Genomic DNA, 25,451 nt, shown 5'->3' with positions numbered 1-25,451 from the left:
GCTGAATTAAGCTCAGCATGACGGTCCGGGCCCTCACTGCAGCGGCACAATGTCCGACTGGCTGAGGACGAGGAGGCCGGATGCCTCCACCAGGGCGGTGACCTTGACGATTCGGCCGACGTCCGGGCGGGTGATTCCGGTCAGGCAGGATACCGGCAGGCCGCCGGGGATCGCCGAGCCGTCGTCGAGGAAGAACGTGCCGGTCCCGTGCGCGGATACCTTCCCGATCACCGTCACGACCAGGCCGACGTTGTTCGCGCCGATCCCCCACGGGCTCCCCTTCTGTCCCGCGACCGGCGGTCCGGCGGTGTAGAAGAAATCGCCGCCGCCGATGCATCTGCCGATGAGGAGCGGAGGCTCGGGTGCAGTCGCGCTGCCCGTGTTGGTCAAGATCACATCGGTCAGTTCGCGGGTATCCGCGAAGGTGGCGAGTCGTCCGGCAATCGTGAGCCTGGTGCCGGGAACGAGGCCGGTCGGGATCGTGCCGGCGCCCTTCGTGACTTTGATGCCGATCACGTTGTCCGACTGGCGGACGGCCATGATGTCCGAGACCGGCGCGCGGGCGCAGACGAGGTTCGCGATCTCGACCCACTTGCCGTCCTGGAGCTTCTTCGCCGCGGGGAGAGTGAGCGCGCCCTGGACGACGCGGATGCCGTCGGACGCCATGACCGCGCTCCACTGGTTGTTCGGGTTCCGCGCCTTCGCCAGAATGTAGTAGACCTGCCCGACGGTAAGCGTCAGGCTCCTGGTCGCCTGAGTCGCAGTTCCGACGAGCACCCATTGTCCACCCGAGACGATGCCCGACTCGTCCGGAGTCGAGCTGATCGCATACTGGTAGCCGATGACGCCGGACTCCGGATCGGATGCGCTCCACGAGCCGCGTATGCTGGTCGCGCTCGTCTGATACGAGCCGTCATCGGTCACTGAGACCATCACCGGCGGAGTGGGCACCTCGCTGATCGAGGCGTCGTCCGCGTAGGCCCAACTCGGACCGGCGCCGCCCTGGTTGTACTGGCCGAACTTGAAGAAGATCGAGATGCTCTGACCGGTGGCGGTGACGGTAATGCTGTACGGGAGCCAAGTGTTCTGCCCGCCGCCCTCGAGCTTGGTGTATACGACCGAGGCCGCCTCGCCGTTCGAGGTCTGGCCGGTCAGATCATATCCGACCTCCGCCCAAGCGCCGGGATCGGTTGCCTGGAAACGGATCCACCCGCTCACGGCGTACTGCCTGCCGGGAGTCACTCCGCCCGCGGACTGGCAGATTCCGCCGTGGACGCGCAGGCTGTCCGCCCTGCCCCACTTCTGAGCATGGCTCCCGGCATGGACGGGGCTGGTCGAGTCGGCGAAGGTGATCGGGTTGCTCCAGCCAGAGGTCCACGACTTCCAGCCGATCGCGACGCCGCTTGCCTGGAATCCGCCCTCGAAGTTGCCGTTCGTCAGCAGGTTGTCGCCGATGCGGGTGATCGCAAAGTCCTGCGTGACGTTGCCGTTCGACGGGACGGTGACGCCGAAGACGGTCTGGTAGCAGTAGGCGATCTTCGAGGCGGTCATCGTGTAGGTGCCGGGCGTGACGTTCTGGATCTGGTAGTAGCCGCTGCCGTTCGTGACGGCGGAGTAGCCGCCGGGACTGGTCGTCACCAGAGCGTTGGCCATGATCTGCCCACCCCGGTCACGCACATATCCGCTTATGGAGCCGGGCAACTGGGGCGGCACGGGCCACCGGTAGGCCTGCGCCACCGCCGCGTCGAGGTCGGAGAGTATCTGCGACTTGTAGGGGTTGCTGCTCCCGTCGATGTTCCAGCCGTCGCATCCGTTGCACCATCGGTACATATTGACGCACCGGAAGATCGGTTTCCCGGTCGAAACGGCGGTCTGGTTGTACCGATTGATCTCGGCGAAGACCTCCTGCATCCAGCCGGGCTCGTAGTGGCTCGCGGGGTTCTCCGGATGCCCGCCCTTCCAGTAGTAGACGCCGTTGCACTCGGTGGCATAGAGCGGAAGGTGGTAGAGGTCGCTCGGGATGCCGTAGTCAATCCAGTCCTTGTAGACGTAGAAGCTGAAATACAGCTCGTCGCCGCCCGCGTTGACCCTCCAAGTGCTGTGGATGTCGCTGTACGTGTAGCCTCTGGAGTTGATATGAAGCGCGATCCCATCCAGGCTGCCGGTGGACTTGATGGCGGTGAGCATCTGGTTCATGTAGTCCACCCAGTTGAGCGGGCATCCATCGTGCGTCCACTGATCGAAGACGCCCGGGCCGTAGGGACCGCCAAATGGGGCGAGCGCCTGGGGAACGACCTTATCGTTCGGACGAACCGCCTTGATGGCATTGTAGACCATCCGAAAGCAGCTCGCGTAGTCCTGGGGGGAGACGTAGGGCTTGTTACCGCCGGAGGGAGGCCACTCGGATGCGAGGTTCGTCTCATTGCCGATGACCCAGATGCTGCAGCCGGAGGAGTTCTGCACGAAGTTCGCGCACCGCTGGGCGAAATCGGCATAGTAGGCGGGCAGCGGGATGGTGCCGACGTCGCTGTACCCGTTATTGATGCGGCAGACGACGGTGTGGCCCTGGTTGGAGAACGTCGTGAAGTTGACGCCGCCCATGTCGCCTGGATTGTGCCCGACCGCGACGGTGGCGGTCAGCCATCCGCCGGTGACGCTGCCCTGCTTGACGTGGCTGAGCCACTCGGTCGGCGCGGGTTCGTGATCGTGGATGCCGTAGATGTACGGGCTCTCGGCGGGCATCGCGCGCGAGCCGATCAGCGTCATGAGTGCCGCGATTGCGAGACGGCGCAGATGAACTTGCATGTGCTACTCCTTGCAGTGCTTGAAGACACGTTTCTCCACATTAGCCTATGCTCCAGCGTATCACATGAGCTTCGGCCTGACAATCGGTAATAATACCTGGAGTGTCCACCGCACGGCCGACCGCAGGAATCGAGCTCGCGGACGCAGAAGGTAGAGGCAATGCACCTTCAGGGGCGCAGCACTGGCCGATCGAGATGCCGCAAGCTGTCGGGTCTGGCCGATAGTGCTTCGCCCGGTGCGAGTACGAGTACGAGTACGATTACGAGTATGAGTAGGAGTGGGAGATGCCGGATATGATAGGGATCATCCTCGCCGCCGGGAAGGGCACGCGCATGAAGTCGTCGCTTCCGAAGGCCCTCCACCCCATCTGCGGCAAGCCGATGACCCGATGGGTGATTGACGCCTGCAAGGAGAGCGGAGTCACCGAGTGCGTGGTCGTCATCGGCCACGGCGCGGGGGAAGTCCGCGAGGGCCTGGGAGCGGACGTTCGGTACGCCGTCCAGGAGCAGCAGCTCGGCACGGGTCATGCGTGCAAGGAAGCGCTGATCGAGATCGAGGCGACCGAAGGCAACGTGATCGTGGCCACGGGCGATACGCCACTGCTGAGCGCGGAGATCCTGAAGCGCCTGGCGGAGGGCCACGTTTCGAGCGAAGCGGACGCGACGGTGCTCACGGCCGTCCTCGAGGATGCGGGCCACTACGGGCGGATCATCCGGGCGTCCGACGGCTCCGTGCAGGCGATCATCGAGGCGAAGGACTGCACCCCCGAGCAGAAGACGGTCCGTGAGATGAACTCCGGCATCTACTGCTTCAAGCTGCACCTTCTTCGGAAGTACCTTGCGGAGATCACCCCGGCGAACGCGCAGGGCGAGTACTACCTCACCGACGTCATCAGCCTGATGGTGAAGAGCGGCCACAGGGTCGCGGCGCTCGTCTCAGATGACGAAGACATCGTGCTCGGCATCAACCACCGCGTTGACCTGGCCCACCTGACGGGCATCATCCGGCGGCGCATCCTCGAGAAGCTGATGCTCGACGGTGTGACTCTTATCGATCCCTGCTCGACCTACGCCGACGCGGACGTAGTCGTCGGGCGCGACACCGTGATCTACCCGATGAGCGTGCTGGAGAAGGGCTGCAGGATCGGCGAAGGTTGCGTGATCGGGCCGTCTACTCGAATGGTGAACGTCGAGATCGGCGACGGGGTGGCCGTGCTGATGTCGAACCTCGTAGACAGCGCCGTGGGCGACGGGACGCGCATCGGCCCGTTCGCGAACGTCCGGCCCGGGTGCAGGATCGGCGCGAAGGTCGTCATGGGCGACTTCGTCGAGGCGAAGAACTCCGAGATCGGCGACGGCGTCTCAATGGCCCATTTGAGCTACGTGGGCGATGCGTCCGTCGGCGAGGGCGCAAACATCGGCGCAGGAACGATCACCTGCAACTACGACGGGAAGGCGAAGCATCGGACCGTCATCGGCAGAGGAGCGTTCATCGGTTCGAACTCGACTCTGATTGCCCCGGTAGAGATCGGCGACGGGGCATACGTCGGCGCGGGTTCGACGATCACGGAGGACGTCCCGCCGGACTCGCTTGCGATCGCGAGGGAACGGCAGTCGGTCAAGGAAGGCTGGGCGAAGCGCCGGCGCGAGGGTTCGAAGTGAAGCTGATCGTCGGGCTGGGCAATCCCGGGAGGCAGTACCACGGCACCCGACACAACGTCGGCTTCGAGGTGATCGAACTGCTCGCGAAGAGGCATCTCATCCATGTCAAGGCGCGGAGGAGCCGGGCGGTCGTCGGCGAGGGTCGGATCGGGGAGGAGGACATCGTCCTCGCGCGGCCGATGACGTTCATGAACCTGAGCGGCGAGGCGGTCGGCGGCCTCGCGCGGAGGCATCGGGTTGCGCCCGAGGACATTCTGGTCGTTTACGACGACATGAACCTCCCGCTGGGAAAGCTGAGGATTCGGGCGAGGGGATCTTCGGGCGGTCACAACGGAATGAAGTCAATCATCCACAGCCTGGGAAGCGAGGAGTTTCCCCGGATCAGACTAGGGATCGGGTCTCCCGACCGAAGGGAGGCGATCGAGCACGTGCTCAGCCGTTTCAAGCGGGCGGAGATGCCGGCGGTGCGGGAGATGGTCGAGCGGGCGGCGGACGCAGTCGAGACTTACCTCCGCGACGGCCCGGAACCGACGATGAACACGTTCAACGCGGACGCTTGACAACGCCATAGCGCCGTGATATATTCGCTTCAGTTTTGGGAGCCTGCTTCTGATGGAAGGCGCGACCGCCTGCATCGACCGGCAGTTCAAGGATGATGCGGGTGAGCATCCAGGAGGTGACCCCGTGGAGAAAGCTCGAGCCCAAGCCGAGATCAGTCCGGCGGTAGCCCTGCTCGTCGTGTTGGTGGTGTTGTGCATGGCGGTAGGGCTGGTGATGTATTTCCTTCAGCACGGCCCGATCGAGACGATCGCAGGAGGCGGCCTGATGCGGGGCCGGGCGATCAGCCCGGTATCCCGAGGCGCATCCGACGCACAAGCTCATCAGCCGAGGGAGCACGTCGGGACGCAGGCGATTTCCCCGACGCGCTGAAGTGAAATCGCAGGATACCGATGGAAGGGCGCAGCGAACCTGCTGCGCCCTTTTTCGCACCAGGAGGCGGACACGTGCACTCAGCCAACGAGATGAGAGGCGTATACGTCATTACCGATGCCCGGCTCAGACCAGACCGCACCCACGTCGAGATCGCCCTGTCGGCCGTGAAGGGCGGATCTCGGGTGATCCAGTTGCGGGACAAGGAGGCATCCGACGCAGACCTGATCCCCGTCGCGCGGGAGATCCGCCGGATCACTGAAGACGCAGGAGCGATCTTCATCGTGAACGACCGCATCGAAGTCGCGCTGGCCTCGGATGCGGACGGCCTGCACGTCGGCCAGAGCGACATCCCGGCCTCGGAGGCGAGACGACGCTGGCCGGACCGCCTGCTGGGAGTGTCGGCCTCCACCTTGGAGCAGGCGATCGAGGCGAAGCGCGATGGGGCCGACCACCTGGGCGTCGGGCCGGTCTTCTCCACGGCGACGAAACGGGACGCCGACCCCGTCACGGGCCTCGATCTGCTGGAGGAGATACGGCGCGAGTGCCGGCTGCCTATCGTGGCGATCGGGGGGATCGGCCTGTCAAACATCGCGGAGGTCAGGCGCGCGGGCGCGGATTCGGCGGCGGTCATATCGGCGGTCGTCTGCGCGGAGGACATGGCCGGTGCGACGCGGGCTCTCGCGAAGGCGTGGGAGGCGGCCCGCTGAGGCTACCCCCTCCGTCGGGCTATCACGGCGCGCCACTCACCTTCTGAGGGCGTCTCGGCGATGTCGAAGCCGTTGTTCCTGAGCGCCTGCTCGACTTCCACAAGCCGCTCCTCGATGATCCCGGATGCGATCAGGACGCCGCCTGTTCGGAAGACCCCCGCCATCACGGAGGCATTCTCGATTATCGTCTGGGCGACGAGGTTGGCCGTCATAAGATCAACGGACTGGCCGACGAAGCGGAGGTCGGCTGTCTGGTGGACTTCCACGCGGTCGTCGGCCCTGTTGGCGACGACGTTCTCCCGAGCGACCCTGACCGCTGTCTCGTCCACGTCGAAGGCGATCACCAGGCCCGCCCCTAGCATCGCCGCCGCGATGGCGAGTATCCCCGACCCCGTCCCGAAATCCACCACGCGGTAGCGCGGCTTCATGTACTTCTCGAGCGCGATGAGGCAGAGGCGCGTCGTAGGGTGCAGGCCCGTCCCGAAAGCCATCCCCGGTTCGAGAACGATGACCTGCTCCCCATGCTGAGGCGCGTACTCCTCCCACGGCGGCCTGATGACGATCTGCCGGCCCGGCTTAGTAGCGTGGTAGAAGGCCTTCCACGCCTCGGCCCAGTCCTCGTCCTCGGCGTATTTGACGGTGATCTCTCCCTCCCCAACATCGAGGCCGAAACCAGGGAGCGCCTTCACTCGGGCGCGGATCATAAGCAGGCGCTGTTCCAACTGGTGGTCAACCGGCAGGTAACACGAAACGACGACGGAGGACTCGCCCCGGACGGTGACTCCCCCGCACCCGTTCTCCATCATTATGTTCGACACCGCGTCCTGCGCCTGCGGCGTAGTCACTACTTCAATATCGGCCCAACGCATGGATGCCTCCGGGGGAACTCAAGTCGGAACTGCGACCGCTACTTGCCGAGCAGCTTGTCTATGAAGCCCTTGCCGCCGTCCGGGCTGATCTCGATGCCGCTCGCACTGGCATACTCCGCAAGAATCTTCTTCTGCTCGGCGGTGAGGCGTTTCGGCACTTCCACGCGAACTACGACGTGCTGATCGCCGCGACGGCCGTTCTGCACGTTCGGCAAACCCTTGCCGTCGAGCCGGAAGGAGTCGCCCGGCTGGGTGCCGTGGGGGATGTGGAGCTTTTCGCTGACGCCGCCGATCGTCGGCACCTCGATGCGGTCGCCGAGCGCAGCTTGGACGAAGTTCATGCGGGCCTCCATGACGAGGTCGTCGCCCCGCCGCTCGAAAAACTCGTGAGGACGCACGTGGACAATGACATAGAGGTCGCCGGATGGGCCGCCCCGCAGTCCCGCTTCCCCTTCGCCGCGCAACCTGACCCGCGAACCGTCCTCGATGCCGGCAGGAATGCGAATAGTCTGATCCGTCGTCTTTCGCGATCTGCCCTCACCGCCGCATTCGCGGCACGGATCGGTTATCATGAAGCCGCGCCCGCGGCACACCGGGCAGGTGACGAGGGACGATATCGAGCCGAGGATGGTCTGCTGGCTGTGCCGCACGTGGCCCGTTCCCTGGCAGTGAGCGCAGAGCGGGGGATCTCCCCCGCCCGCGACGCCGGACCCTTCGCAGGCCTCGCATCGCTCGTGCCTCGACAGGCGCACGGTCTTCTCGACTCCCGCGGCGACCTCCTCCAGCGTGAGCTCGATGTCGTAGCGAAGGTCCGAGCCGGGCTCACCCGCGCTCCGGCGGCGAGTCTCGGCCCGCGTCCCGCCGCCGAAGAACATATCGAAGATGTCACCGAAACCGCCGAGGTCTCCAAAGCCCGTCTCGAAGCCGAAGCCGCCGCCGGGATAGCGGCCGTTCGTGTTCAGCCCGTCGTGGCCGAAGCGGTCGTACACGCCCCGCTTCTCCGGATCGCTCAACACTTCGTAGGCCTCGTTGATCTCCTTGAAGAGGTTCTCCGCCTCGCAGTTGTCGGGGTTGACGTCGGGGTGATGCTGTCGCGCGAGGCGGCGGTAAGCCTTCTTCACCTCATCCGCGGAAGCGCCCCTGCTGAGCCCGAGCACGTCGTAATAATCTCGTTTCACAGCCATCCGATCTTACCTCGCGGAGCGTGCGCCTACAGGCTACTCCTTTTCGGGAGCATCCTCCGACTCGTCCGATGCCTCCGTTTCCTCCTCGTCCTCTTCCTCCAACTCCTCGATGAGCAGACCCTCGACCGACTCCTCCTCGTCCTCTGGCTCGATCTTGAGCAGATCTGACACGGACGGCGCCTGCGGCTTTGCGACCGGAGGCTCACCGGCCCGCTCCCGAACGGCAGCCTCGAGTTCCTCGGCCGTCGGGTACCTCAGGGTAACCTTCCCCGCCGCGATTTCCTCCATGGCGATGACAATCGGGTTGCGCGAATCACACTCGACGAGCGGCGACGCCCCCTCCCTTAGTTCCCTGGCCCGCTTTGCCACCGCAATGACCATCGAATACCTGCTGTACACCTTGCTCTGAACCGCATCTGACGAAGAGTCCACCATCTAAGACCGCCTTTCGTATTGCGAAACGCCGGCGCGGCCGGCTGTCTTACTCTATGTGCCACCGGCAGGAAGCTCTCTCCCGGCAATATTTCATTATATGCTCTGTTGGTCTTCCATGTCAACTTCCATGAATCTGCTTGACAACACCGGACGACGGGTGTAGAATCCGCTTGTTCGCAATCGAATACGTGCCAGTCGGGTATGTTTGGGAAGCCGGTGAGAGTCCGGCGCTGCCCCGCAACTGTAACCGCCGACGAGGCGCGCAACAGGCCACTGTCCGCACGGACGGGAAGGCGCGCGCGGAGGACGACGCGGAAGCCAGGAGACCGGACCTGATCTGGATCACGACACCACTTCGCGGGAAATGTGGTGCGGGTCAGTCGGTTTACCGACCATATCTGCAACCCCTGTCGCGATGCGTGGCAGGGGTTTTTGGTTCGTGGCAAATCACCAGGAGGAGCAGGAACATGGGGTTCAGAGTAATGAAGGCATTTCGTTTTGGCGCGGCGATAGCGCTCTGGGCATTGGCGGCGCTTGCGGCGGCCCAGACCGATGAGGCCGACGTGGTCATAGTAGTCACCGCCGAGAGAACCGCCCAGCCGGCGAGCGAGTCCATCGCGTCAACGACCGTGGTCACGGCGAAACAGATCAGAGACCAGGGGGCAAGGACGGCTGCCGACGTACTCAGGATCGCGCCGGGCGTGGCAATGCGCCAAAGCGGCCAGATTGGCGCGGCGGCAGTCGCGTTCGTCCGTGGAACGAAGGCGAACCAGGTGCTGGTCCTGGTGGACGGACAGAGGGTTTCGAGCCCGGCGTTCATCGGGGGAACGGACCTGTCGAAGTTTCCCGTTTCCGAGATCGCCCGCATCGAGATCATACGCGGACCCGTATCAAGCCTCTATGGCTCGGAGGCGACCGGAGGCGTGGTCAACATCATCACGAAGAAGACCTCCGGCGAGTCAGGAGACGCCACGTTTTCCGTGGGGGAGAACGGGCGGTCGGAACGCTCGATGGCCCTGCGCGGCGACGAAGGGCTCCTGTCCTGGCAGTTGACAGCATCGGCCCCATGCTATTCCGGCGTACGGCCGAACAGCGACTACTCGGCGACGAACCTGACGGCCGGGATCGCCCTGGAATCGCTCGGCGGATGGGATGTGCGCCTGAGGGGAGAGAGCTACCGCGACGTTCTGGGCCTGCCGAACGCCGATCCCAATCACACAGGGTACTTCGACCCGGACGACCGGCAGTGGTGGGACCGCGACAACATCAGCCTGACCACCGCGCGGGACTTGGGCGACGGGCAGGTCGAGCTGCGGGCCTACCGGATGGATCAGCAACTCCACAACAACGCGCCGGGGTTCGACTGGATGGGCCTCCCGGTGGTCTACGATTCCCTGATCACCGGTCAGACCGACGCGGTCGAGTTATCATACCGCCTCTCCCGCGGCCCGCATCAATGGGTGCTTGGCGGCGAATACCGGGACGACGACTACGAAGACATCGAGACCGGGGCGGCTCCCAGCGAGCAAAGGGAAGGCGTCTCGAACCTGGCGTTCTTCGCGCAGGACAGGTGGAGCATCGGTTCGAAGGCGTACGTCGTCCTGGGCGCGAGGTACGACAATCACTCGCAGGCGGGCGCGAAGATCACTCCGCGGGCGGGACTGAGCTACGCCGTCGCTCCGGATGCCCGTCTGAGGCTCTCCTACGCGGAGGGGTTCCGCGCGCCGAACTTCGTGGAGTTGTACTACCCGGCAGGCCCCTGGGGGCCCGGATACAGCGGCAACCCGAACCTCAGGCCGGAGAAGAGCCGCCAGTACGAGATCGGCCTGAACGCGCGGAGAGCGAAAGACACATTCGATGCGGCGGTCTTCCACACCGCAGTTACCGACCTGATCCAGGCGGACTCCGCCACGCCCTACGAGAACGTCGGACGCGCGCGCCAGCGGGGAGTCGAGATCTCATGGGACCGCAGGCTGTCCGGCTCGACGAACCTGGCTCTCGCATATACCTACATAGACGCCTCGAACCGGACGACCGGCGAGCGCCTGCGCGGCATTCCGCACAACCTGCTAAACATCACCCTCTCAAGTGTGGTACAATCTTGGCAGATCGGGCTGACCGGACGATGGACGGACGACCGGCCGGATCTTGCGTTCGATCCGCTGACCTGGGCCTCGACGCCGGTGATGCTTCCCGGGCGATCCGTCTTCGATCTGACGATGACGAGCCGCGGCTCGGACGTCAACCCGTTTCTCGTCGTCAGGAACCTTGCCAACGTTTCGTGCCAGGAAGTAGCAGGCTACCCCACTGAGGGACGCAGCTTCGAGTTCGGCGTCCACTCGGACTGGTAGTCAGACCGCAAGGTGGAGTCTGATATGCCTTTCGAACATCTTCTGAGAGACCCTGTGCTCATAGTACTGGCGATCGGCTCGCTGGTCTCCTGGGCTCTGATCGCGGACTCGTTTGTCGGCCTGATCAGATCGGCCCGGTCGGACAAGCGTTTCTCAACCGGCGACTGCTCGGCATTGTCGCCTCTGAACGGCTTGAGACGCCTGATGCAGAGCAGAAAGGGCGCCGCCCGGGAACAGATCCTGACGATCCTCGATGCCGAGATCGCGATTCAGCGGCAGAAGCTGGAGCGCGGCCTGCCGCTCCTCGGTGCGATAGGAAGCACCGCGCCCTACGTCGGGCTGCTCGGCACCGTCATCGGCATCATACAAGCATTTCAGGCGATCCAGGCTCAGAACAACATGAGCCCGTCCGTCGTTGCGGGCGGTATCGCCACCGCGCTCGTCGCCACTGCGATGGGCCTGGCGGTCGCCATCCCGGCTGTGGCCGCGCATCACCTGCTGTCATCGGCGGTCGGGAGGCGCGTCGCCGAATGGGAGTCGGCCGCGGCCGAGTGGCTCGCGGAGGAGGGCTGAAGTGAGCCTGTCCCGCTCGCGCAGAACCGAAAGGGCACCGAGGGTCGAGATCAACGTCGTGCCGCTGGTGGACGTGGCGCTGGTTCTGCTCATCATCTTCATGGTGACGGCGACTTTCATCAAGGGAGCGGGAATGAGCATCCAACTGCCGTCCTCATCGGCGGCAAGGGTCTCCCCGGCGGAATCGCGCGAACTGGTCGTAGGAATAGACTCCGCGGGCGCGTTCCTGCTGGACGGCGTGCCGGTGACGGACTCCCAACTCGCGACCGCCCTGAGTGAGGATGCCGAATCTCACGGTGTCGGAAGTCGCGTCACCATCAGAGGCGACTCCCGGGCGGCGCATGGAAGGGTCGTACGGGCGATGACGCTCGCCCAGCAGGCGGGGTTCTCCAGGCTGGTGATAGCCGCCCGCCAGGAGGGTGCTTCCGATGCGCGCTGACAGACCAAACTGGGCGGGCATGCTGCCGAGCGTCTTTGTGTCGGCGGCGGTCAACCTGACGATACTGGCAGTCATGGTGCGCGTGCTGGCCGGCCCGCCAGTCCCCGTCGAGACCCGCATAGCCGTCACGCTGGAGCCGGCCGCCGCGGCAGAGACCAGCCGCGTTCAGCCTCCGAGAATCATCTCCGCCGCCCTGCCCGCCCTACCGGTCCAGAGGCCGCACAAGTCCGCGCCTGTCACACCCAGTAGCAAGACCCCGACGCACGCGGCCGTTCCGTCGGCGGAGGTCCCGCAAGTCACAGAGGTGCTGGGGATTGCCGAGCAGACGGGCGCCGCACCCTCGACCGGCCCACTGGGTGGGGGGTCGGGAGTCGGCTCCGCGCCAGGTATTGGTGGCACGAACGTATCGGGGCCGGGCGCTGCTTCGGCATCGGGCGCGGGAGGCGGAGGTGGCGCCGGAGGTCCGGCGAAGCAGGATCAGCCGCGGGAGACTCGAAATCCGCCGCCCGTCGAGAAGCCCCCGATCCGGGAGCCGCGCCCGGAGCAGCCGCCAACGCCCAGAGGCGAGACCAGAAGGGCGCAGGCGGCCGGCCAGCCTCGCCCTGCATATCCCCGCGACGCGAGGGACGACGGGTCCGAGGGAGTCGTGACGCTCATAGCAGAGGTCGCGACCGACGGACGGATATCAGGGACCAGGCTTGAGAAGAGTTCGGGTGACAAGAGGCTGGATCGGGCGGCCGAGAATGCGGTTCGGCAGTGGACGTACAAGCCCGCGTTGAAGGACGGAGTTGCCGTGAAGTCATCTGTGCGGGTGCGCGTCGAGTTCCGGTTGGACTAGCGGGCCGTTCCCTATCGCGCGGGAGACGGGATGATCAGGGCAAGCTTCGGGCGATAGGTGACGATCCAGTAGCCGTGCCACGGCTCGAACTCGGCGTCTTCATCGTATATCACGTCTATGGAAGCCAGAGAGGAATCCGCGCTTCTCCAGTACGGGATGTCCTGGAAGAGCCACCCGCGAGTCACGGCATCGCGGAGCGTCAGCACCTCGCGTCCGTCGGTGATCCGGCAGTCCCGCACCTTGCTCGGCGCGGTGAACGGGTGTCCGATCAGCGAGTAACCTTGAGCCGGCAGGCCTATCCAGAAGTCGCTGTCGGGTTGGCCGGCGATCACCCTAGTCGTGAGACTGTAAGGCTGTTTGACGCAGAACCACACGCCGACACCCGGGCACAGCGGCGGGAATGAATCGGGATCTCCCGAGTCGTAGGCCACATTGCTCTGAGACGAGTTATTCCAGGAGTACAGGCCCAGATCCAAGTCCGTGCCGGCCAGGACGGATGCGGCAGCGGGGTTGACAGCCATGCGCGGTATCGAGAGCAGGTTCCAGACGGGCATGACCGTGCCGGGCGGAGCAACGAGTTGGCTGAATGTCAGGTCGCGAACGACATCGCCCGGACTGCGTACCCGAAGCACAGGTCGAACAGATCCGGAAACAAGTTCGAGTGCGCTGACGCCCGTGACCGACACGAAGCTCCGAAGCGTCGGCATCTGCACGCCTGAGATCCCGGCCGTCGAGACTCGAAGCAGGCCGTCCGACAATCTCGCGCTCCTGTCGGTGATCTCGAACCAGCCGCTGCCCAGTTGCTGAACCTGACCGCAGGTCCGGACGAGTAATCCCGTGTTCGAAACGCCGGCTTGAGGTCCTGAGCATAGGTAACCGCCGCCATTGCCGAGATCACGGTTGAGCAAGTATATGGGAGCAGGAACGGACGAAGAACCCACACGCGCGACAGAAGACGAAAGTATGCACCGCTCTCCTGCAACGGTTGCTGTCTCCCCGATCACGTCCACGAGATCCCCTGTGGATACGACGGTCGGACCGATCACCTTGATGCCTGAACTCCGATCGGACTCGCACACGTAGATGCAGTCGGCAAAAGCATCGCGGCCCGCGATGACGGTCTTTGATGCGAGTCGAACGGTTTGGCCGTCGGACACCGAGGTCAGATCCCCGATGAGCGCAACGTCACCTGGCAACTCGACTAGCCGGACCTGAATCTTCGCGCTGCCCTGGGTGCGGACAGCGGTATCCTCATAAGCAACCGCCTCGAGCGTGTGGAGGCCCCGCGAGTAAGTCCCGGCGTCCCATTCGAACTCAAAGGGCTCATGAGAGCACTCGGCGACAAGCTGGTCGTCTATGAAGAACTCCACCTTCCGAACACCGGAGTCGTCGGAAGCAGTCGCATGCACCACCAGATAGCCGTTGATGGTATCGCCGTCATTCGGGTTGTCGAATGTCACGACCGGCGGGGTCGCGTAAGGAGCCATGAGCGGGTCGCCGATAGTAGCCGCCTTCCAGTAGAGTTCAGGCGTGGCGGCCATAAAGCTCTCGGCCAGGTTGTAGCCCTTCAGGTAGCGGTCGAAGAGCACATTGGGATACGTCGCCAGGTTTGCGTTGGGCTCGGAGACGTACCCGTTGCCGCCGCTGAGACCCAGAGGGATCAGGTCGGCGATCAGCGACTGTCCCGGCGACGGCGGATAGCTGAATGTCCGGCCGCTGAATGACACGTAGGTGTCGGCGATCGAGCCAGGCGCAAACCGGTTTGAGACGTAGGCCGCCTGCGTGAATGAGTAAGTCTCGTTGCTTCCCCAACTGAAGTAGCCCATCAACCCCTGCTGCCCGCCCACGAACTCCCTGGCACGCGAGTCGAACTCCGCGGCGGTGTAGTAGGTCTGACGGCCCTTTGCGATGATCCCGCCGTTTGCCAGCCTCAGCCGGTCGTTCAGGGCGGGATATGCCGCCGGGCTGGCCCCGTCCAGAAGGAACAGGCCCTGCAGAGGCTGAGCGGCCAGGGAATCTTCAATCATTCGGCGGATGTCGGCCTCAGAGTAGGCATCGAGTCTCGTAACGGCGTAGAATCGTCGGCCGCCCAGGCTCAGGCTGTGGGTGAAGTACTGCTCCGGCGCGGCGGGCGAGGCGGTGGGACCCCAGGGATTGACAATCGGCGGGGCGGTGTACGGGTCGAAGGGGTTGGCCGGCGGATAGGTAATCGCCGGCTCGCCAACGCACGTCAGGAGGCTGGAGACGGACACGGCGCCTGCGAAGTAGGAATAGTCGTAGACGGCCTTCAGCGGGATGCCCTTGGTGAGGACGATGTAGTCCAGCCGGTTCGGGTCGGGATGGCTCGCGAGGAAAGCGCGGATCGGCGCGACGATGTCGGCCTCGCACTCGGCCCGGGTGACCTGCTCGGCGGACGAACAGCGGATGCGGCAGATGTTGATGGAAGGGATCGCTCGCCTGGCCTGGTAGTACGCACCCACGGCCTGCGAAACACTGCTCGCATCGTTGATGACGAGAACCACGTTTCTCGGACCGCCACCGGCGTGACATGCTCCCGCGCAGAGCAGAACAAAGACGGCGACGAGCGACAACCATATGCGATGCGCGCGGCTGCGCACCGATTTTACGGCTTCCTCACGCGTGATGGCGCAACTCCTAAGCTTCCGCGGACCAGGTCCGCGCGTTGTTCGAGACTGCCCTACTCTTCGGCCGGAGTTGTGGTAACAGAGTCACGGCATTACGAGGCTGAATCGCGCAGTTTCCCTGGCAATATCAGGGCCATGAAACCTTGGGTCAACATGGAGAACTGCGGTACTACGAACTCGGAGCGCCTGTTCCTCATCACGGAATGTTATTGCACGCCGCAAGTGGAACAGGCGCTCGACTTGAATCGTTGTTTCTCTTTCCTTGTGTACCGGACAGCTTCGAGCTGTCTCTCCGGGTGGCGCAAAGCTGGGTTACTTGCGCCGCCTTATCATCGGCAGGAGACCGCCGAGCAGACCGCCGAGGGCCAGGAGCGAACCCGGCTCGGGAATCAACGCCGGACCCGGAACGGTCCTCTCGACAACCTGAGTGCTGATCGGCCCGCCGTCCATCGTGACCACGAGCCCACCCGTCGGCGCGCTGTTCGGCACGACCAGAGTGAACTGGCCGGACCATGCCGTGGCGGACGGAACTACGTCGTTCGTGGTAGCAGCCCGCCAGTAGGCGTTGTCCTTACGCGTCGGCACCCACTGCCGCACGGTTGTGCCCGTGTTCCAGAGGGTCGAGGGGAACGTGTTTGCCCCGAGGGCCCACGGGAAGTAGATCCCGAAGTTGGGCACCTCAGCCTGCACGGTCAGCTGTCCGAACGGATATGTGCTGTCGGCCGGACAGTCTATCTGGTACGTGTAGGTGAACGTATTCGCATCGAACCCGACATACGTAACGTTCGGGAAGATCTGTGCCTGGGCGCCCACTGCACACAGCGCCAGCGCACAAACACAAAGCAACACTAATCGTCTCATATTCTGTCTCACCTCCTCACTTTCGGAAAGTCGCTTCCTACAACAACAGGAACCGAAAACCTACCGTCGTCTCAGGAACGCAACGGCTCCGCCGATGCCGGACAAGAGAACCAGGAGACCCGACGGCTCCGGGATTCCGGGAACCGGCAGATCGTAGGTCCATGTGGTGCTGTAATCCGCGGGTCGGGTAATGACAATGCCCGGGACCGGCATCGTGTTCGGAACGCTTACCTTGAAGACCCCCACCCAGGCCGGCATCTGGTAGTACTGAAGCACCGGGCCGGGAGGCACGGAACCGAGCCACTTGTAGCCCACATAGGTCGGCTCCTGCCACCACGGCTGGGACTTGTTCCATGAGCCGAACGAGTTGTTCTCGACCGGGTCGTACATGGTATAGGGCCAAGCCGCTCCCACGAATGCGTCAACCTCGAACTCCCCCAGGGGAAGCTGAACGTCGTACCCTTGAGTCACCTCATAGGTGTAGGTGAACGTCGCGGGATCGAAGCCGAGGTACTGTACCAAGGGAGTGCCCGCGGCTAACGAAGCGCCGGCGCACAGAACCACTAGAACGAGCGAGGCGATCGTGAATCTCAGATGCTTGGACATGCTGTTGACTCACCTCCTTCATCAGTCAGACTGTAGTTGCAATCAAGCCGCACCTCGACGGCAGAACCGCCAGGTGAGGCAAACGCAGATCAGGACGCGATGATGCAACTTTTCGAGGAGATGAGGTGTGCGGTGATGTCGGGGAAAGCCTTTCGGCCTGCGCACTCCTTCTCCTTCCCGGTAATGAACGATTTGTGACAGATGTCGGCCGCCGCGTCGTCGTTCTGCGCTCGCGCGGCCTTTGCTCACCGAAATGAGCTTTTCCTGCCCTTAAGTACCATGTGCAGTCTACACCCGTTATCCCCCGCTGTCAAGCATTCTCGAGGCGATTTGCGAAAAACTGGTAAAAATACCGGGCCACGGATGGTTGACAATCCGAGACCGCTCGGGTGCATTCGAGTTCAGTGCGCGGCGACCGTCTCTCGGTATGCCCTGAGGGCTACTCGAAACTAGACGGGTCTTGGGCCCTGAACCCACGGCAGACGACAACCGTTCTCATCGAGCGGCCACTCTGGCGGCATATCGAGAGGCGCACCTACTCTGGGGAAATGCACCCGAGCCCCCCCCGAACGGTTGACTTTCGGCGTCCTAATACATATACTCTACTCTGTTTGGACGGCCCGGCGCGCCAGAACAACCGCCGAGGCCGTCACGGCATCAACAGAGTTACCCGGAGGCGAGCGATGCAGGCTCAGACGAACATAAAGGCAGTCTGGTTCAAGGTGGTGGACGAGGTGAAACAGCGGGTCATACACCCCACCCTCTGGAAGGCGCTCGAGGCGGGCGTGGCGGTCACGGTAGAGGAAGGGCAGTTCGTGGTCGGGTTCCCGATGGGGACGTTCCACCTCGCGGGCAACCTGAACTCGCTCGACCACAAGAACATCATCGAGGCGACGATCTCCAAGTATATGGGCGAGCGCCTCTCCCTGAGGATCATCGAGGGCGGCTCAATGGAAGACTGGGAGGCCGTCAAGACCAAGGAGGAACACGCCAGGGCCATGCGCGAGGCGGCCGCCGCCAGGCGCCATGACGCCACCAGTTCCGTAAAGATATGGGAGACCCTGCTGGAGAAGGTCGGGCGCAAGTACTCCACCATGCCGCTCCGCCAGCTCCCGCAGTCCCGGGCGGTGTACATCGAAGAAGCCCTGCAGATGATATCGGACACGATGGACCAGGTGATCCCCGAGGGACAGCCGCCGGACGATCTCACGCAGAGGGCGATCGCACGCGTACTGGAGAAGGTCGCCTCGCTGGTCGAGGTCCCATCAACCATCCTCGCGCTCGACCTCCTGCGACTGAGACGGGCCAGCCAATGACCGAACCCCGGTTTCTGGTCACCGCGATCCTGGTTTCCCTCGCGCTCCCGGTTACCGGAGGTGCAGACATGGACATATCTCTCCAGACCCTTTCGAGGATCATGGGGGTCCCTGCGAGTTCGATCACGGTCAACGCCCGGCCTGATCAGCCGCACACGTCGTTCCAGACCCCGACTGGCTACATGCCCGAGAACGACATACGCACCGACGCGGTGATCGTCTACTCGTCTGGGAAGGATCAGATCGCCACCTGGAAGCAGAAGGGCTACTCGATCCAGACGATGTACGGATTCCGCACCGGCGACGACTACATCAAGGACCACAAGGACGAGGGGCAGACCACGGCCGACGGCACGATCCTGACCTGCGGGCCGGGCAGCTACTACATGGTCCCGACGCAGAGCCGCATAGACGCCGCGATCGCGTTCTACCGCGAGGCGATCAGGAACGGCACGCAGCTCGCAGTACCGGAGGAGCCGGAGTACTTCGCACAGGCCGGCTACTCGGAATCGTTCAAGCGCGAGTGGCAGGACTACTACAAGGAGCCGTGGGCGGACCCGGCATCCTCAATCGAGGCGCGGTACAAGTCCGAGCGGCTGAAGGCGCACCTCGAGTGGCGGATGGTGAAGGCGATCCTGGAGGACGTCAAGGCGCAGGACCCGGCGGTCGTCGGCGCGGTCGCGGCGCACAGCCCCGTCAGCTACTTCCAGTGGAACATAGTGTACCCGCACTTCCGCGTGATGCAGCTGCCGGAACTGGAGGAGATGATCGGCCAGGTGTGGACGGGCACCGCCCGGAGCGGATGCAAGTATGAGGGCGAAACTGCCGAGCGAACCTTTGAGAACGGCTTCCTGGAGTACTCCTCGCTCTACAACCTGATGCGCGGCACCGGCAAGCGGCTCTGGTTCCTGATGGACCCGCTCGAGGACAACGGCGAGCGCACGATGGAGGACTACCAGTCGAACTACATCAAGACGCTGGTCGGCTCGCTGATGTTCCCTGGCGTGGACGAGTTCGAGGTCATGCCCTGGCCGACCCGGATCTTCGGACGCGTGCCCGGGGAGTTCGCCACGATGATCATGTCAGTCGTGACGATGCTGGGCGACATCCACAACCAGAGGGAGTTCCACCTCGACGCCGGCACGGAGGGCATTGCGACCTTCGTGGCCGACTCGATGGGCTGGCAGAGGGGTGATCCGGGCCGCAGCAATTACGACTGCTTCTACGGGCTCACTCTCCCGCTGATCATGAAGGGCATCCCGGTCCAGGTGGCTCAGCTCGAGCGCACGCCGCAGCCGAAGTACCTCGATCCGTACAAGGTGCTCCTGCTCTCCTACGACATCATGAAGCCGATGGACGAGCGGTGCAACCATGCGATCGCAAAATGGGTGCGGAACGGAGGCGCTCTGGTGCTCTTCGGCGGCCGGGACGCATACGACGCCGTGCCCGAGTGGTGGCGCGAGAAGGGGTTCGCCTCCCCGCACGAGCACCTCCTGTCGCTGATGAAGTGCCCCTCGAAGGACGGTACGTACCCCGTCGGCAAGGGGACGGTGATCATCGAGAACAGGCCGGGGAGCTACTTCGCGGAGTCGAAGGGATCGGCGACCGAGCTGCGAGCGATAGTTTCCAGAGCGTGCGGCAAGGCGGGAATCCCATACAGGGAGCAGCACTACATGATGGTCAGGCGCGGGCGGTACGTCGCGGCGAGGGCGTTCGACAGGCCGGTGACGATCCGCGGTAGGTTCATCAACGTGCTCGATCCCGAGTTGGAGTTCGTCACGAATCCGAAGGTCGCCGTCGGCGATCTGGCGGTCTACGCGGATGTGAAGGAGATGCTCGCCGACTCGAGGCCGAGGGTGATGCTCTCATCGTCGCGTTTGGAAGCGAAGTCGGAGGCGGCGGACCTGACCTCGGTGCTGCTCTCCGGGCCGCTCGGGACACGCGGGGTCGTGCGTTTCTCGACCGCAGGCAAGACCCCGAGGCTGATACAGGTGCTCGACACCGCCGGGAAGCCGCTCCCGTTCGAGCAGACATTCGAGACGGAGACGCTCCTCATCACCCACGACGGCCTCCCGGATGGCGTCGTCGTCCGCGCGGAGTGGGAGTAGGCGTACGATCGGCGGTCCTCGAGCGTCGAGCCGCCCTTCGATACACTCTCCGCTTCGCTCCGAGCACTCAGGGCTGACGGAATCGGTGGAGCGTGAGGCCGGGGGCGTCCTGAACGACCGACCGTCATCCTGAACTAGATTCAGGACCCAGGACTCCCCCGGATGGATGCTGATTCAAGCTCAACATGACGGCAGGGTGCTTCACCCATCACTCATCACCCATCACACCCCAGCCGCCCTTCGAGGCACGCGCCGGAGCGCGCACTGAGGGCTGACGGAATCGGTGGAGCGTGAGGCCGGGAGCGTCCTGAACGACCGACAGTCATCCTGAACTAGATTCAGGACCCAGGACTCCCCCGGATGGATGCTGACTGAAGCTCAGCATGGCGGCAGGGGGCTTCACCCATCACTCATCACCCGTCACACCCCAGCCGCCCTTCGATGCACGCGCCGGAGCGCGCTCAGGGCTGACGGTGGTGGCGCGCGCGGTTGCCAGCGCAGGAAGACCCCCGCGCTCCGATGAACACTCCCGTGGCTCGACCACCATTCGCGGAGGAACCGATCATGAACATCCCGCGCACGGGCGCGCTCGCCGCACTCGCTTTCTTGCTGACGGCCGCCGCTCTATCCGCAAGAAGCCCGCAAGCCGTCAGCACGATACCCCGGGTAGCGAAGGGACCCGCACTCACCGGCGACCTCAGCGATCCGATCTGGCAGAATGGGCAGGCGTTGGGAGGCTTCCGGCTGATCAAGGACGCGAAACCGGCGAGCCAGCAGACCGCCGCCCTTGTCCTCTACGATACAGACTACCTCTACGTCGGCGTCGAGTGCTACGAGGACAAACCGGCGGGGATCGCCGCTCAGGTCAAGGACCGGGACGGCAAGGTCTGGGCGGACGACTGCGTCGAGTTCCTCCTCGACACCGCGAACTCCAAGCGGTCGTGCTACCACTTCATCGTGAACTCGATCGGCACGCTGTTCGATGAGCGGTGTATCAGCGCCGACCGGGGCGATGCCTCGTGGAACAGCAAGACCATAGTAAAGACCGGAAGGACAGATCGCGGGTGGACCGTCGAGTTCGCGATACCTTTGAAGGACCTCGGCATCGTACCGACGCCGGGGCTCGTCTGGGGGATTAACATCTGCAGGGCCCGGTACGCGGGTCGGCAGGAGTTCAGCGCATGGAGCCACACCCCGGACGGCTTCGTGCAGCCGAAGAGCTTCGGTGAGGTGATGCTCTCCGCCGGCATGCGCGACTTCCCCGACTTCCAACTCCTCTCCTGGGGCAATCTCGATTCGGACATCACCTACGGCGGACAAAACGTCCTTGTGTGCCAGATTCCGAACAAAGGCAAGTCGGCGAAGACCTATACTCTGACTCTCCTGGGCAATGAGGCCGACAAGACGACCGTCAACGTGACCAGGAAGATCGAGTCGCCGGCGGGGATACTCGTGACGGCCGAACTCCCCTACTCTCCCGAGGGCAAGCCGACCGAGACGTTCAGGTTCAGCATCTCATCCGGAGCGAAGACCGTCTTCACGGCCACGCATCCGTCGCAGGCGATCCCGCAAGCAGCGAGGGTATGGCAGATCGCCGATCCGCTGTACGCGGAGTTGCTCTCAAAGAACCCTCCGGGATTGCAGAAGGAGGGCGCAATCTACTGGTTTCACAGCGGGAATGCTGGTGAACTGCGTCCGTTCGCGAAGGAGTACGGCCTCCGGTACTCGCTCGACGAGGCGTTCAAGGAGCTTGCGGACAACAAGCTGATCCCGATCGTCATGACCGCCCAACTGGCGAATCCCGAATGGACGAAGTTGGCCGACAAGTACGGCGTGAAGGCGCTCCTCGAGCCGGACTACCGACCCTCTGCGGCAAAGGGCGTCCCGCAGATCGGCGGCCTGCCGTATATCCTCGATCCTCGGAGCAGGGAGGTCTACTTCGCGAATCTCAGGGACACTATCGTCTCTTCTCGCAATCGCATCTGGGGCATCTACACCTATGACGAGCTTACCGAGAAGGCCACCGAGCAGGGAGTCGAGCTCTTCTCGACGATGAAGGACACCTACCACTACATCCGCGAGGCCGATGCCGATGTGAAGGCGCAGTTCGGCTACGGGAAGTATGGCATCCCGGAGTCGCCGACGGATGAGAATCCGTTCCGCTGGATCGCTTACCACAAGTGGGTGAACAGCAGGCTACTCGACTGGCAGAAGGAGGTCTACCAGACCGTCAAAGAGCTGGCTCCTGAGATCAAGGTCATCTCGATGGACCCCGTCGCGGGCCACAAGCCGTATGACCTCGACCGCATCGGCCCGTACGTGGATATCGTCACCCATCAGCTCTACCCGTCGTCGAACCCGAACCGGCAGGAGTTCGGCTTCGTGACCAAGTTCGCCACCGACCTGACCGGGAAGCCGGTCTGGCCCTGCGCTCACGTCGAGAACTACGCCTACTCGACGACCGCCGAGGAGACCCGCGAGCTGATGAGCCAGGTGATGCGGAACGGCGGGAAGGGCTTCCACCTCTATATCCCCGACGTGAGGGGCGGAGGGGCGACTTCCGGTGATACGAAGCTGACGAAATACGGCAGTCCGGAGCGCTACCGGGCGATCACCGAGATACTCAAGCTCTCACGCACCATGAACGAAGTCGCGATGCCGACCGCCGACTGCGCGATCCTGTACTCCGAGGACCACTGCCAGTCGTTCCCAGCGAAGAACTACGTCTACCCGAACGAGGTGGAATACGCGTACACGCTCCTCGGTCCGGTCGCGCGGGCGTGGTTCGACGTCATCAACGACAACATGGTGGCCGACGGGAAAGACCTCTCTCGGTACAAGGCGATCATCGTCCCGGCGGCGAAGTACGAGCGGCGGTCGGTCGTCGAGAAGCTGATCAAGTATGTGGAAGAGGGCGGTGTCCTGGTCTTTGGTCATATGGACTGGTTCGACTCCTCACCCGATGGCTCGTCACTCGCCGGCCAGTGCGCGAAGCTGCGAACACCGCGCATTGTTCGCGATCCCGTCACCGTGCAGGCCGGCAAGGGGAAGACGCTTAGCTTCGGCGATGCATTCACGGAGAAGAACATCGGCGACGAGAAGTTCAAAGCGGACTTCAAGGCGCTGGTCAAGGATCTGGGGATCAGGACCGATCGGGATATCTGGAGGTTCAAGTTCCCCGAGTTCAAGACCGTCTACCGGCCCGATCCGGCCGGCAGATGCCTGACCGGCAACTACATCAAATGGCGTCGGGAGCGACCGCTCGACATCCTGAACGCCCTGACCGGCGGCGTGTACAAGTACAGCCTGGCGCCGGATGCGGTTCCCGATCAGGGCGGCACAATGCGGATCGGTTTCGACAGGGGCGACCTGACCGACCGCAAGCTCGCGCCGACGACGAAGAAAGCAGATCTCAGGCCGGATGATTTCGTCGCCTCATGGAAGGCCGAGCAGCCGGTAAGCGTGACGTTCGACTTCCTGAAACCCCACCCCATCAGCCGCATCCGCCTCTGGTACTCCGATCAGCTCCCGGCGCTGACGATTCGCGGGAGTGTGGACGGGCGTACATGGGTTGATCTGGCGGCGCATCGGAAGCAGGCGGCGACGCAGGACGTGCTCGACGCGGACTTCAAGGCTGAGGGCGACTTCCGGTACGTGCGGCTCTCATTCGGCCAGCACGATCCGGGGCAGATGATGACGCTCGTGGAGTGCGAGGTGTGGGCAAGATGACCGACCGGACCAGTCGGATGAGTCGGACGTGTTGGACCGGCTGCGCTGCAGTCCTGACAGTGTGCCTCCTCCTGGCCGGATGCTCATCCCGGAAGCAGTCGGAGATTCATATCAAGTGGTGGGTCTTCCCGATGTGGAACGGGATCACCGGCAATGAAAAGAACGCTACGCCCGAGGACTGGCCGCGCCTCAAGATCAGGGAGTTCGAGGCGACGCACCCCGACGTCAAGATCGACCTCGAAGTCCTGACCTGGCAGGCCGGGAGTCAGAAGCTCGACCTCGCCGTCCTGTCCGAGACCTATCCCGACATCTGCTACCTCGCCGCCGTCAACCTGCGCAAGTACGCCGATCAGGGCGTCCTCGAACCGATCGACCCATACCTGACGGAAGCCGACGAGACGGATGTCTACCCGAACGTCATGGACCTCTGCCGGTATCAGGGCAAGACCTACCTCTGGCCGTGGCTCTGCAACGCGCTCGTGATGGCGATCAACACCGATATCTTCAAGGAGCGCGGCATCGAGCATCTCATCCCCAAGCCGCCGGAGCGGTCGTGGGCCTACGATCAGTTCCTCGAGGCCGCGAAGGCGTGCACTTTCGACCGGAACGGGGACGGCAAGACCGACGTTTACGGATACGCGCTGTACGGCATCCCGCTGAGCGTCGAGTACCAGATGCTCACCCTCGTGCAGGGCTTCGGCGGCCAGCTCTACAGCCCCGATGGGGCCAAGTTCACGCTCAATTCGCCGGAGGGAGTCCGGGGGATGCAGTTCCTCATGGACCTGCTCGACAAGTACAAGGTCGTGCCGCCCGGCCCTGCGGGCACTCAGTCCGGGCAGGTCGGCCAGATGTTCATGAACCAGGAGACGGCGATGATCTCGTCTGTCTCGGGCGTCATCAAGTCCATCAAGCAATCGGCGGCGCGCGGAGAGTTCCCGCTCTTCAACGCGATCCTCGTGCAGCCACCTCATCTGCCCGGGAAGAAGCCCGCGAGCCTGCTGTCGGTCGGCGGGTACGTCGTCTTCAAGCAGGAGGACAAGCGCAAGCGGGACATGACGATGGAGTTCGCGCGATTCCTGACCAACAGGGAGAACTGCCGGGCGCTCTCGGTGATCGGGCAGCTTCCGGCGCGGAAGTCGGCGGGCGACATCTATCCCGGCGACGAGGACATGGCGGTCGTGGCCGGATTGCTGCCGGTCGCGCACGAGTATTTCACCGCCGCCGGGCCTGAGCTGGGCCAAGTGGTAAACAACATCTACCAGCAGATCTTCACGCACTCGAAGACGCCCGCCGAGGCGCTTGCCGATGCCGAGAGGCGCGCAAACGAGATCATCGCCCGCGAGCGGCGTGAGAGGGGGCCGGCGAAGTGACGAGACAGCCATCGGCCAGGC

Annotated in this window: 19 protein-coding genes and 1 riboswitch; of the genes, 12 read left to right on the top strand and 7 right to left on the bottom strand. The window is 63.9% G+C overall.

Going from position 1 to position 25,451, the window contains the following annotated elements; all coding sequences use genetic code 11:
• Positions 1-33 precede the first annotated feature (33 nt).
• Positions 34-2,805 (bottom strand): carboxypeptidase regulatory-like domain-containing protein, encoded by a 2,772-nt coding sequence (locus KBC96_01055; GenBank protein MBP6962973.1) that lies wholly within the window; start codon positions 2,803-2,805, stop codon positions 34-36.
• Positions 2,806-3,089: 284 nt separating this feature from the next.
• Between KBC96_01055 and glmU the strand changes: the two genes are divergently transcribed.
• The 4 genes from glmU (at position 3,090) to thiE (ending at position 6,106) form a co-directional block, all read left to right on the top strand.
• A complete protein-coding gene (glmU, locus tag KBC96_01050) occupies positions 3,090-4,466 on the top strand; it encodes a bifunctional UDP-N-acetylglucosamine diphosphorylase/glucosamine-1-phosphate N-acetyltransferase GlmU (protein ID MBP6962972.1) in 1,377 nt (458 codons plus the stop codon).
• Entirely contained in the window at positions 4,463-5,026 is a 564-nt protein-coding gene (locus KBC96_01045) for an aminoacyl-tRNA hydrolase (GenBank protein MBP6962971.1), read from the top strand. The genes glmU and KBC96_01045 overlap by 4 nt, the downstream gene beginning before the upstream one ends.
• Positions 5,027-5,150: 124 nt before the next feature.
• Positions 5,151-5,396, top strand: coding sequence for a hypothetical protein (locus KBC96_01040; protein MBP6962970.1), 246 nt, complete (start codon positions 5,151-5,153; stop codon positions 5,394-5,396).
• A gap of 20 nt (positions 5,397-5,416) precedes the next feature.
• Complete coding sequence (gene thiE / locus KBC96_01035; GenBank protein ID MBP6962969.1) at positions 5,417-6,106, top strand: thiamine phosphate synthase; 690 nt, start codon at positions 5,417-5,419, stop codon at positions 6,104-6,106.
• Between the two features lie 2 nt (positions 6,107-6,108).
• On the opposite strand, the gene prmA is transcribed toward thiE, so the two are convergent.
• The 3 genes from prmA to KBC96_01020 are packed head-to-tail and all read right to left on the bottom strand — an operon-like array spanning position 6,109 to position 8,594.
• Positions 6,109-6,975 (bottom strand): 50S ribosomal protein L11 methyltransferase, encoded by an 867-nt coding sequence (gene prmA, locus KBC96_01030; protein MBP6962968.1) that lies wholly within the window; start codon positions 6,973-6,975, stop codon positions 6,109-6,111.
• Positions 6,976-7,013: 38 nt separating this feature from the next.
• Positions 7,014-8,159: a molecular chaperone DnaJ gene (dnaJ, locus tag KBC96_01025; protein ID MBP6962967.1), complete on the bottom strand. Its 1,146-nt coding sequence runs from the start codon at positions 8,157-8,159 to the stop codon at positions 7,014-7,016.
• A 33-nt stretch (positions 8,160-8,192) separates the two neighbouring features.
• Positions 8,193-8,594 (bottom strand): DNA-directed RNA polymerase subunit omega, encoded by a 402-nt coding sequence (locus KBC96_01020; GenBank protein MBP6962966.1) that lies wholly within the window; start codon positions 8,592-8,594, stop codon positions 8,193-8,195.
• A 154-nt stretch (positions 8,595-8,748) separates the two neighbouring features.
• Positions 8,749-8,944, top strand: a riboswitch (cobalamin riboswitch).
• 117 nt (positions 8,945-9,061) lie between these two features.
• Between KBC96_01020 and KBC96_01015 the strand changes: the two genes are divergently transcribed.
• The 4 genes from KBC96_01015 to KBC96_01000 are packed head-to-tail and all read left to right on the top strand — an operon-like array spanning position 9,062 to position 12,795.
• The gene (locus tag KBC96_01015; protein MBP6962965.1) at positions 9,062-10,945 is read left to right on the top strand and encodes a TonB-dependent receptor; all 1,884 of its coding nucleotides are present in this window, start codon (positions 9,062-9,064) and stop codon (positions 10,943-10,945) included.
• 24 nt (positions 10,946-10,969) lie between these two features.
• On the top strand, positions 10,970-11,518 hold the full coding sequence (locus tag KBC96_01010; protein MBP6962964.1) for a MotA/TolQ/ExbB proton channel family protein: 549 nt from the start codon (positions 10,970-10,972) through the stop codon (positions 11,516-11,518).
• A complete protein-coding gene (locus KBC96_01005) occupies positions 11,436-11,957 on the top strand; it encodes a biopolymer transporter ExbD (protein MBP6962963.1) in 522 nt (173 codons plus the stop codon). Before KBC96_01010 ends, KBC96_01005 begins: the two co-directional genes overlap by 83 nt.
• Positions 11,947-12,795 (top strand): TonB family protein, encoded by an 849-nt coding sequence (locus KBC96_01000; protein MBP6962962.1) that lies wholly within the window; start codon positions 11,947-11,949, stop codon positions 12,793-12,795. The genes KBC96_01005 and KBC96_01000 overlap by 11 nt, the downstream gene beginning before the upstream one ends.
• Positions 12,796-12,806: 11 nt before the next feature.
• Here KBC96_01000 and KBC96_00995 read toward each other — a convergent pair whose 3' ends face one another.
• From KBC96_00995 to KBC96_00985, 3 genes are all read right to left on the bottom strand, one after another.
• A complete protein-coding gene (locus KBC96_00995) occupies positions 12,807-15,413 on the bottom strand; it encodes a TIGR03790 family protein (GenBank protein MBP6962961.1) in 2,607 nt (868 codons plus the stop codon).
• Between the two features lie 339 nt (positions 15,414-15,752).
• A complete protein-coding gene (locus tag KBC96_00990) occupies positions 15,753-16,301 on the bottom strand; it encodes a hypothetical protein (GenBank protein MBP6962960.1) in 549 nt (182 codons plus the stop codon).
• A gap of 60 nt (positions 16,302-16,361) precedes the next feature.
• Positions 16,362-16,907 carry a PEP-CTERM sorting domain-containing protein gene (locus KBC96_00985; protein MBP6962959.1) on the bottom strand — a complete coding sequence of 182 codons (546 nt, stop codon included), beginning with the start codon at positions 16,905-16,907 and terminating at the stop codon, positions 16,362-16,364.
• A gap of 683 nt (positions 16,908-17,590) precedes the next feature.
• Here KBC96_00985 and KBC96_00980 point away from each other — a divergent pair.
• From KBC96_00980 to KBC96_00965, 4 genes are all read left to right on the top strand, one after another.
• Positions 17,591-18,223 (top strand): hypothetical protein, encoded by a 633-nt coding sequence (locus tag KBC96_00980; GenBank protein ID MBP6962958.1) that lies wholly within the window; start codon positions 17,591-17,593, stop codon positions 18,221-18,223.
• Between the two features lie 68 nt (positions 18,224-18,291).
• Positions 18,292-20,331, top strand: coding sequence for a hypothetical protein (locus KBC96_00975; GenBank protein MBP6962957.1), 2,040 nt, complete (start codon positions 18,292-18,294; stop codon positions 20,329-20,331).
• 564 nt (positions 20,332-20,895) lie between these two features.
• Entirely contained in the window at positions 20,896-24,060 is a 3,165-nt protein-coding gene (locus KBC96_00970) for a beta-galactosidase trimerization domain-containing protein (GenBank protein ID MBP6962956.1), read from the top strand.
• Positions 24,048-25,430, top strand: a complete 1,383-nt coding sequence (locus tag KBC96_00965; GenBank protein ID MBP6962955.1) for a sugar ABC transporter substrate-binding protein — start codon at positions 24,048-24,050, stop codon at positions 25,428-25,430. Before KBC96_00970 ends, KBC96_00965 begins: the two co-directional genes overlap by 13 nt.
• Positions 25,431-25,451 lie beyond the last annotated feature (21 nt).

The organism is Armatimonadota bacterium (assembly GCA_017993055.1).
GTDB lineage: Bacteria > Armatimonadota > UBA5829 > DTJY01 > DTJY01 > JAGONM01.
This window is presented reverse-complemented; position numbering and strand designations above follow the sequence as displayed.

Bases quoted from the DNA above. Each gene is read 5' to 3' on its own strand.
- KBC96_01055 (MBP6962973.1), bottom strand. From the start codon at position 2,805: ATGCAAGTTCATCTGCGCCGTCTCGCAATCGCGGCACTCATGACGCTG.
- glmU (MBP6962972.1), top strand. From the start codon at position 3,090: ATGCCGGATATGATAGGGATCATCCTCGCCGCCGGGAAGGGCACGCGC.
- thiE (MBP6962969.1), top strand. From the start codon at position 5,417: ATGGAAGGGCGCAGCGAACCTGCTGCGCCCTTTTTCGCACCAGGAGGC.
- prmA (MBP6962968.1), bottom strand. From the start codon at position 6,975: ATGCGTTGGGCCGATATTGAAGTAGTGACTACGCCGCAGGCGCAGGAC.
- dnaJ (MBP6962967.1), bottom strand. From the start codon at position 8,159: ATGGCTGTGAAACGAGATTATTACGACGTGCTCGGGCTCAGCAGGGGC.
- KBC96_01020 (MBP6962966.1), bottom strand. From the start codon at position 8,594: ATGGTGGACTCTTCGTCAGATGCGGTTCAGAGCAAGGTGTACAGCAGG.
- KBC96_01015 (MBP6962965.1), top strand. From the start codon at position 9,062: ATGGGGTTCAGAGTAATGAAGGCATTTCGTTTTGGCGCGGCGATAGCG.
- KBC96_01010 (MBP6962964.1), top strand. From the start codon at position 10,970: ATGCCTTTCGAACATCTTCTGAGAGACCCTGTGCTCATAGTACTGGCG.
- KBC96_01000 (MBP6962962.1), top strand. From the start codon at position 11,947: ATGCGCGCTGACAGACCAAACTGGGCGGGCATGCTGCCGAGCGTCTTT.
- KBC96_00990 (MBP6962960.1), bottom strand. From the start codon at position 16,301: ATGAGACGATTAGTGTTGCTTTGTGTTTGTGCGCTGGCGCTGTGTGCA.
- KBC96_00985 (MBP6962959.1), bottom strand. From the start codon at position 16,907: ATGTCCAAGCATCTGAGATTCACGATCGCCTCGCTCGTTCTAGTGGTT.
- KBC96_00980 (MBP6962958.1), top strand. From the start codon at position 17,591: ATGCAGGCTCAGACGAACATAAAGGCAGTCTGGTTCAAGGTGGTGGAC.
- KBC96_00975 (MBP6962957.1), top strand. From the start codon at position 18,292: ATGGACATATCTCTCCAGACCCTTTCGAGGATCATGGGGGTCCCTGCG.
- KBC96_00970 (MBP6962956.1), top strand. From the start codon at position 20,896: ATGAACATCCCGCGCACGGGCGCGCTCGCCGCACTCGCTTTCTTGCTG.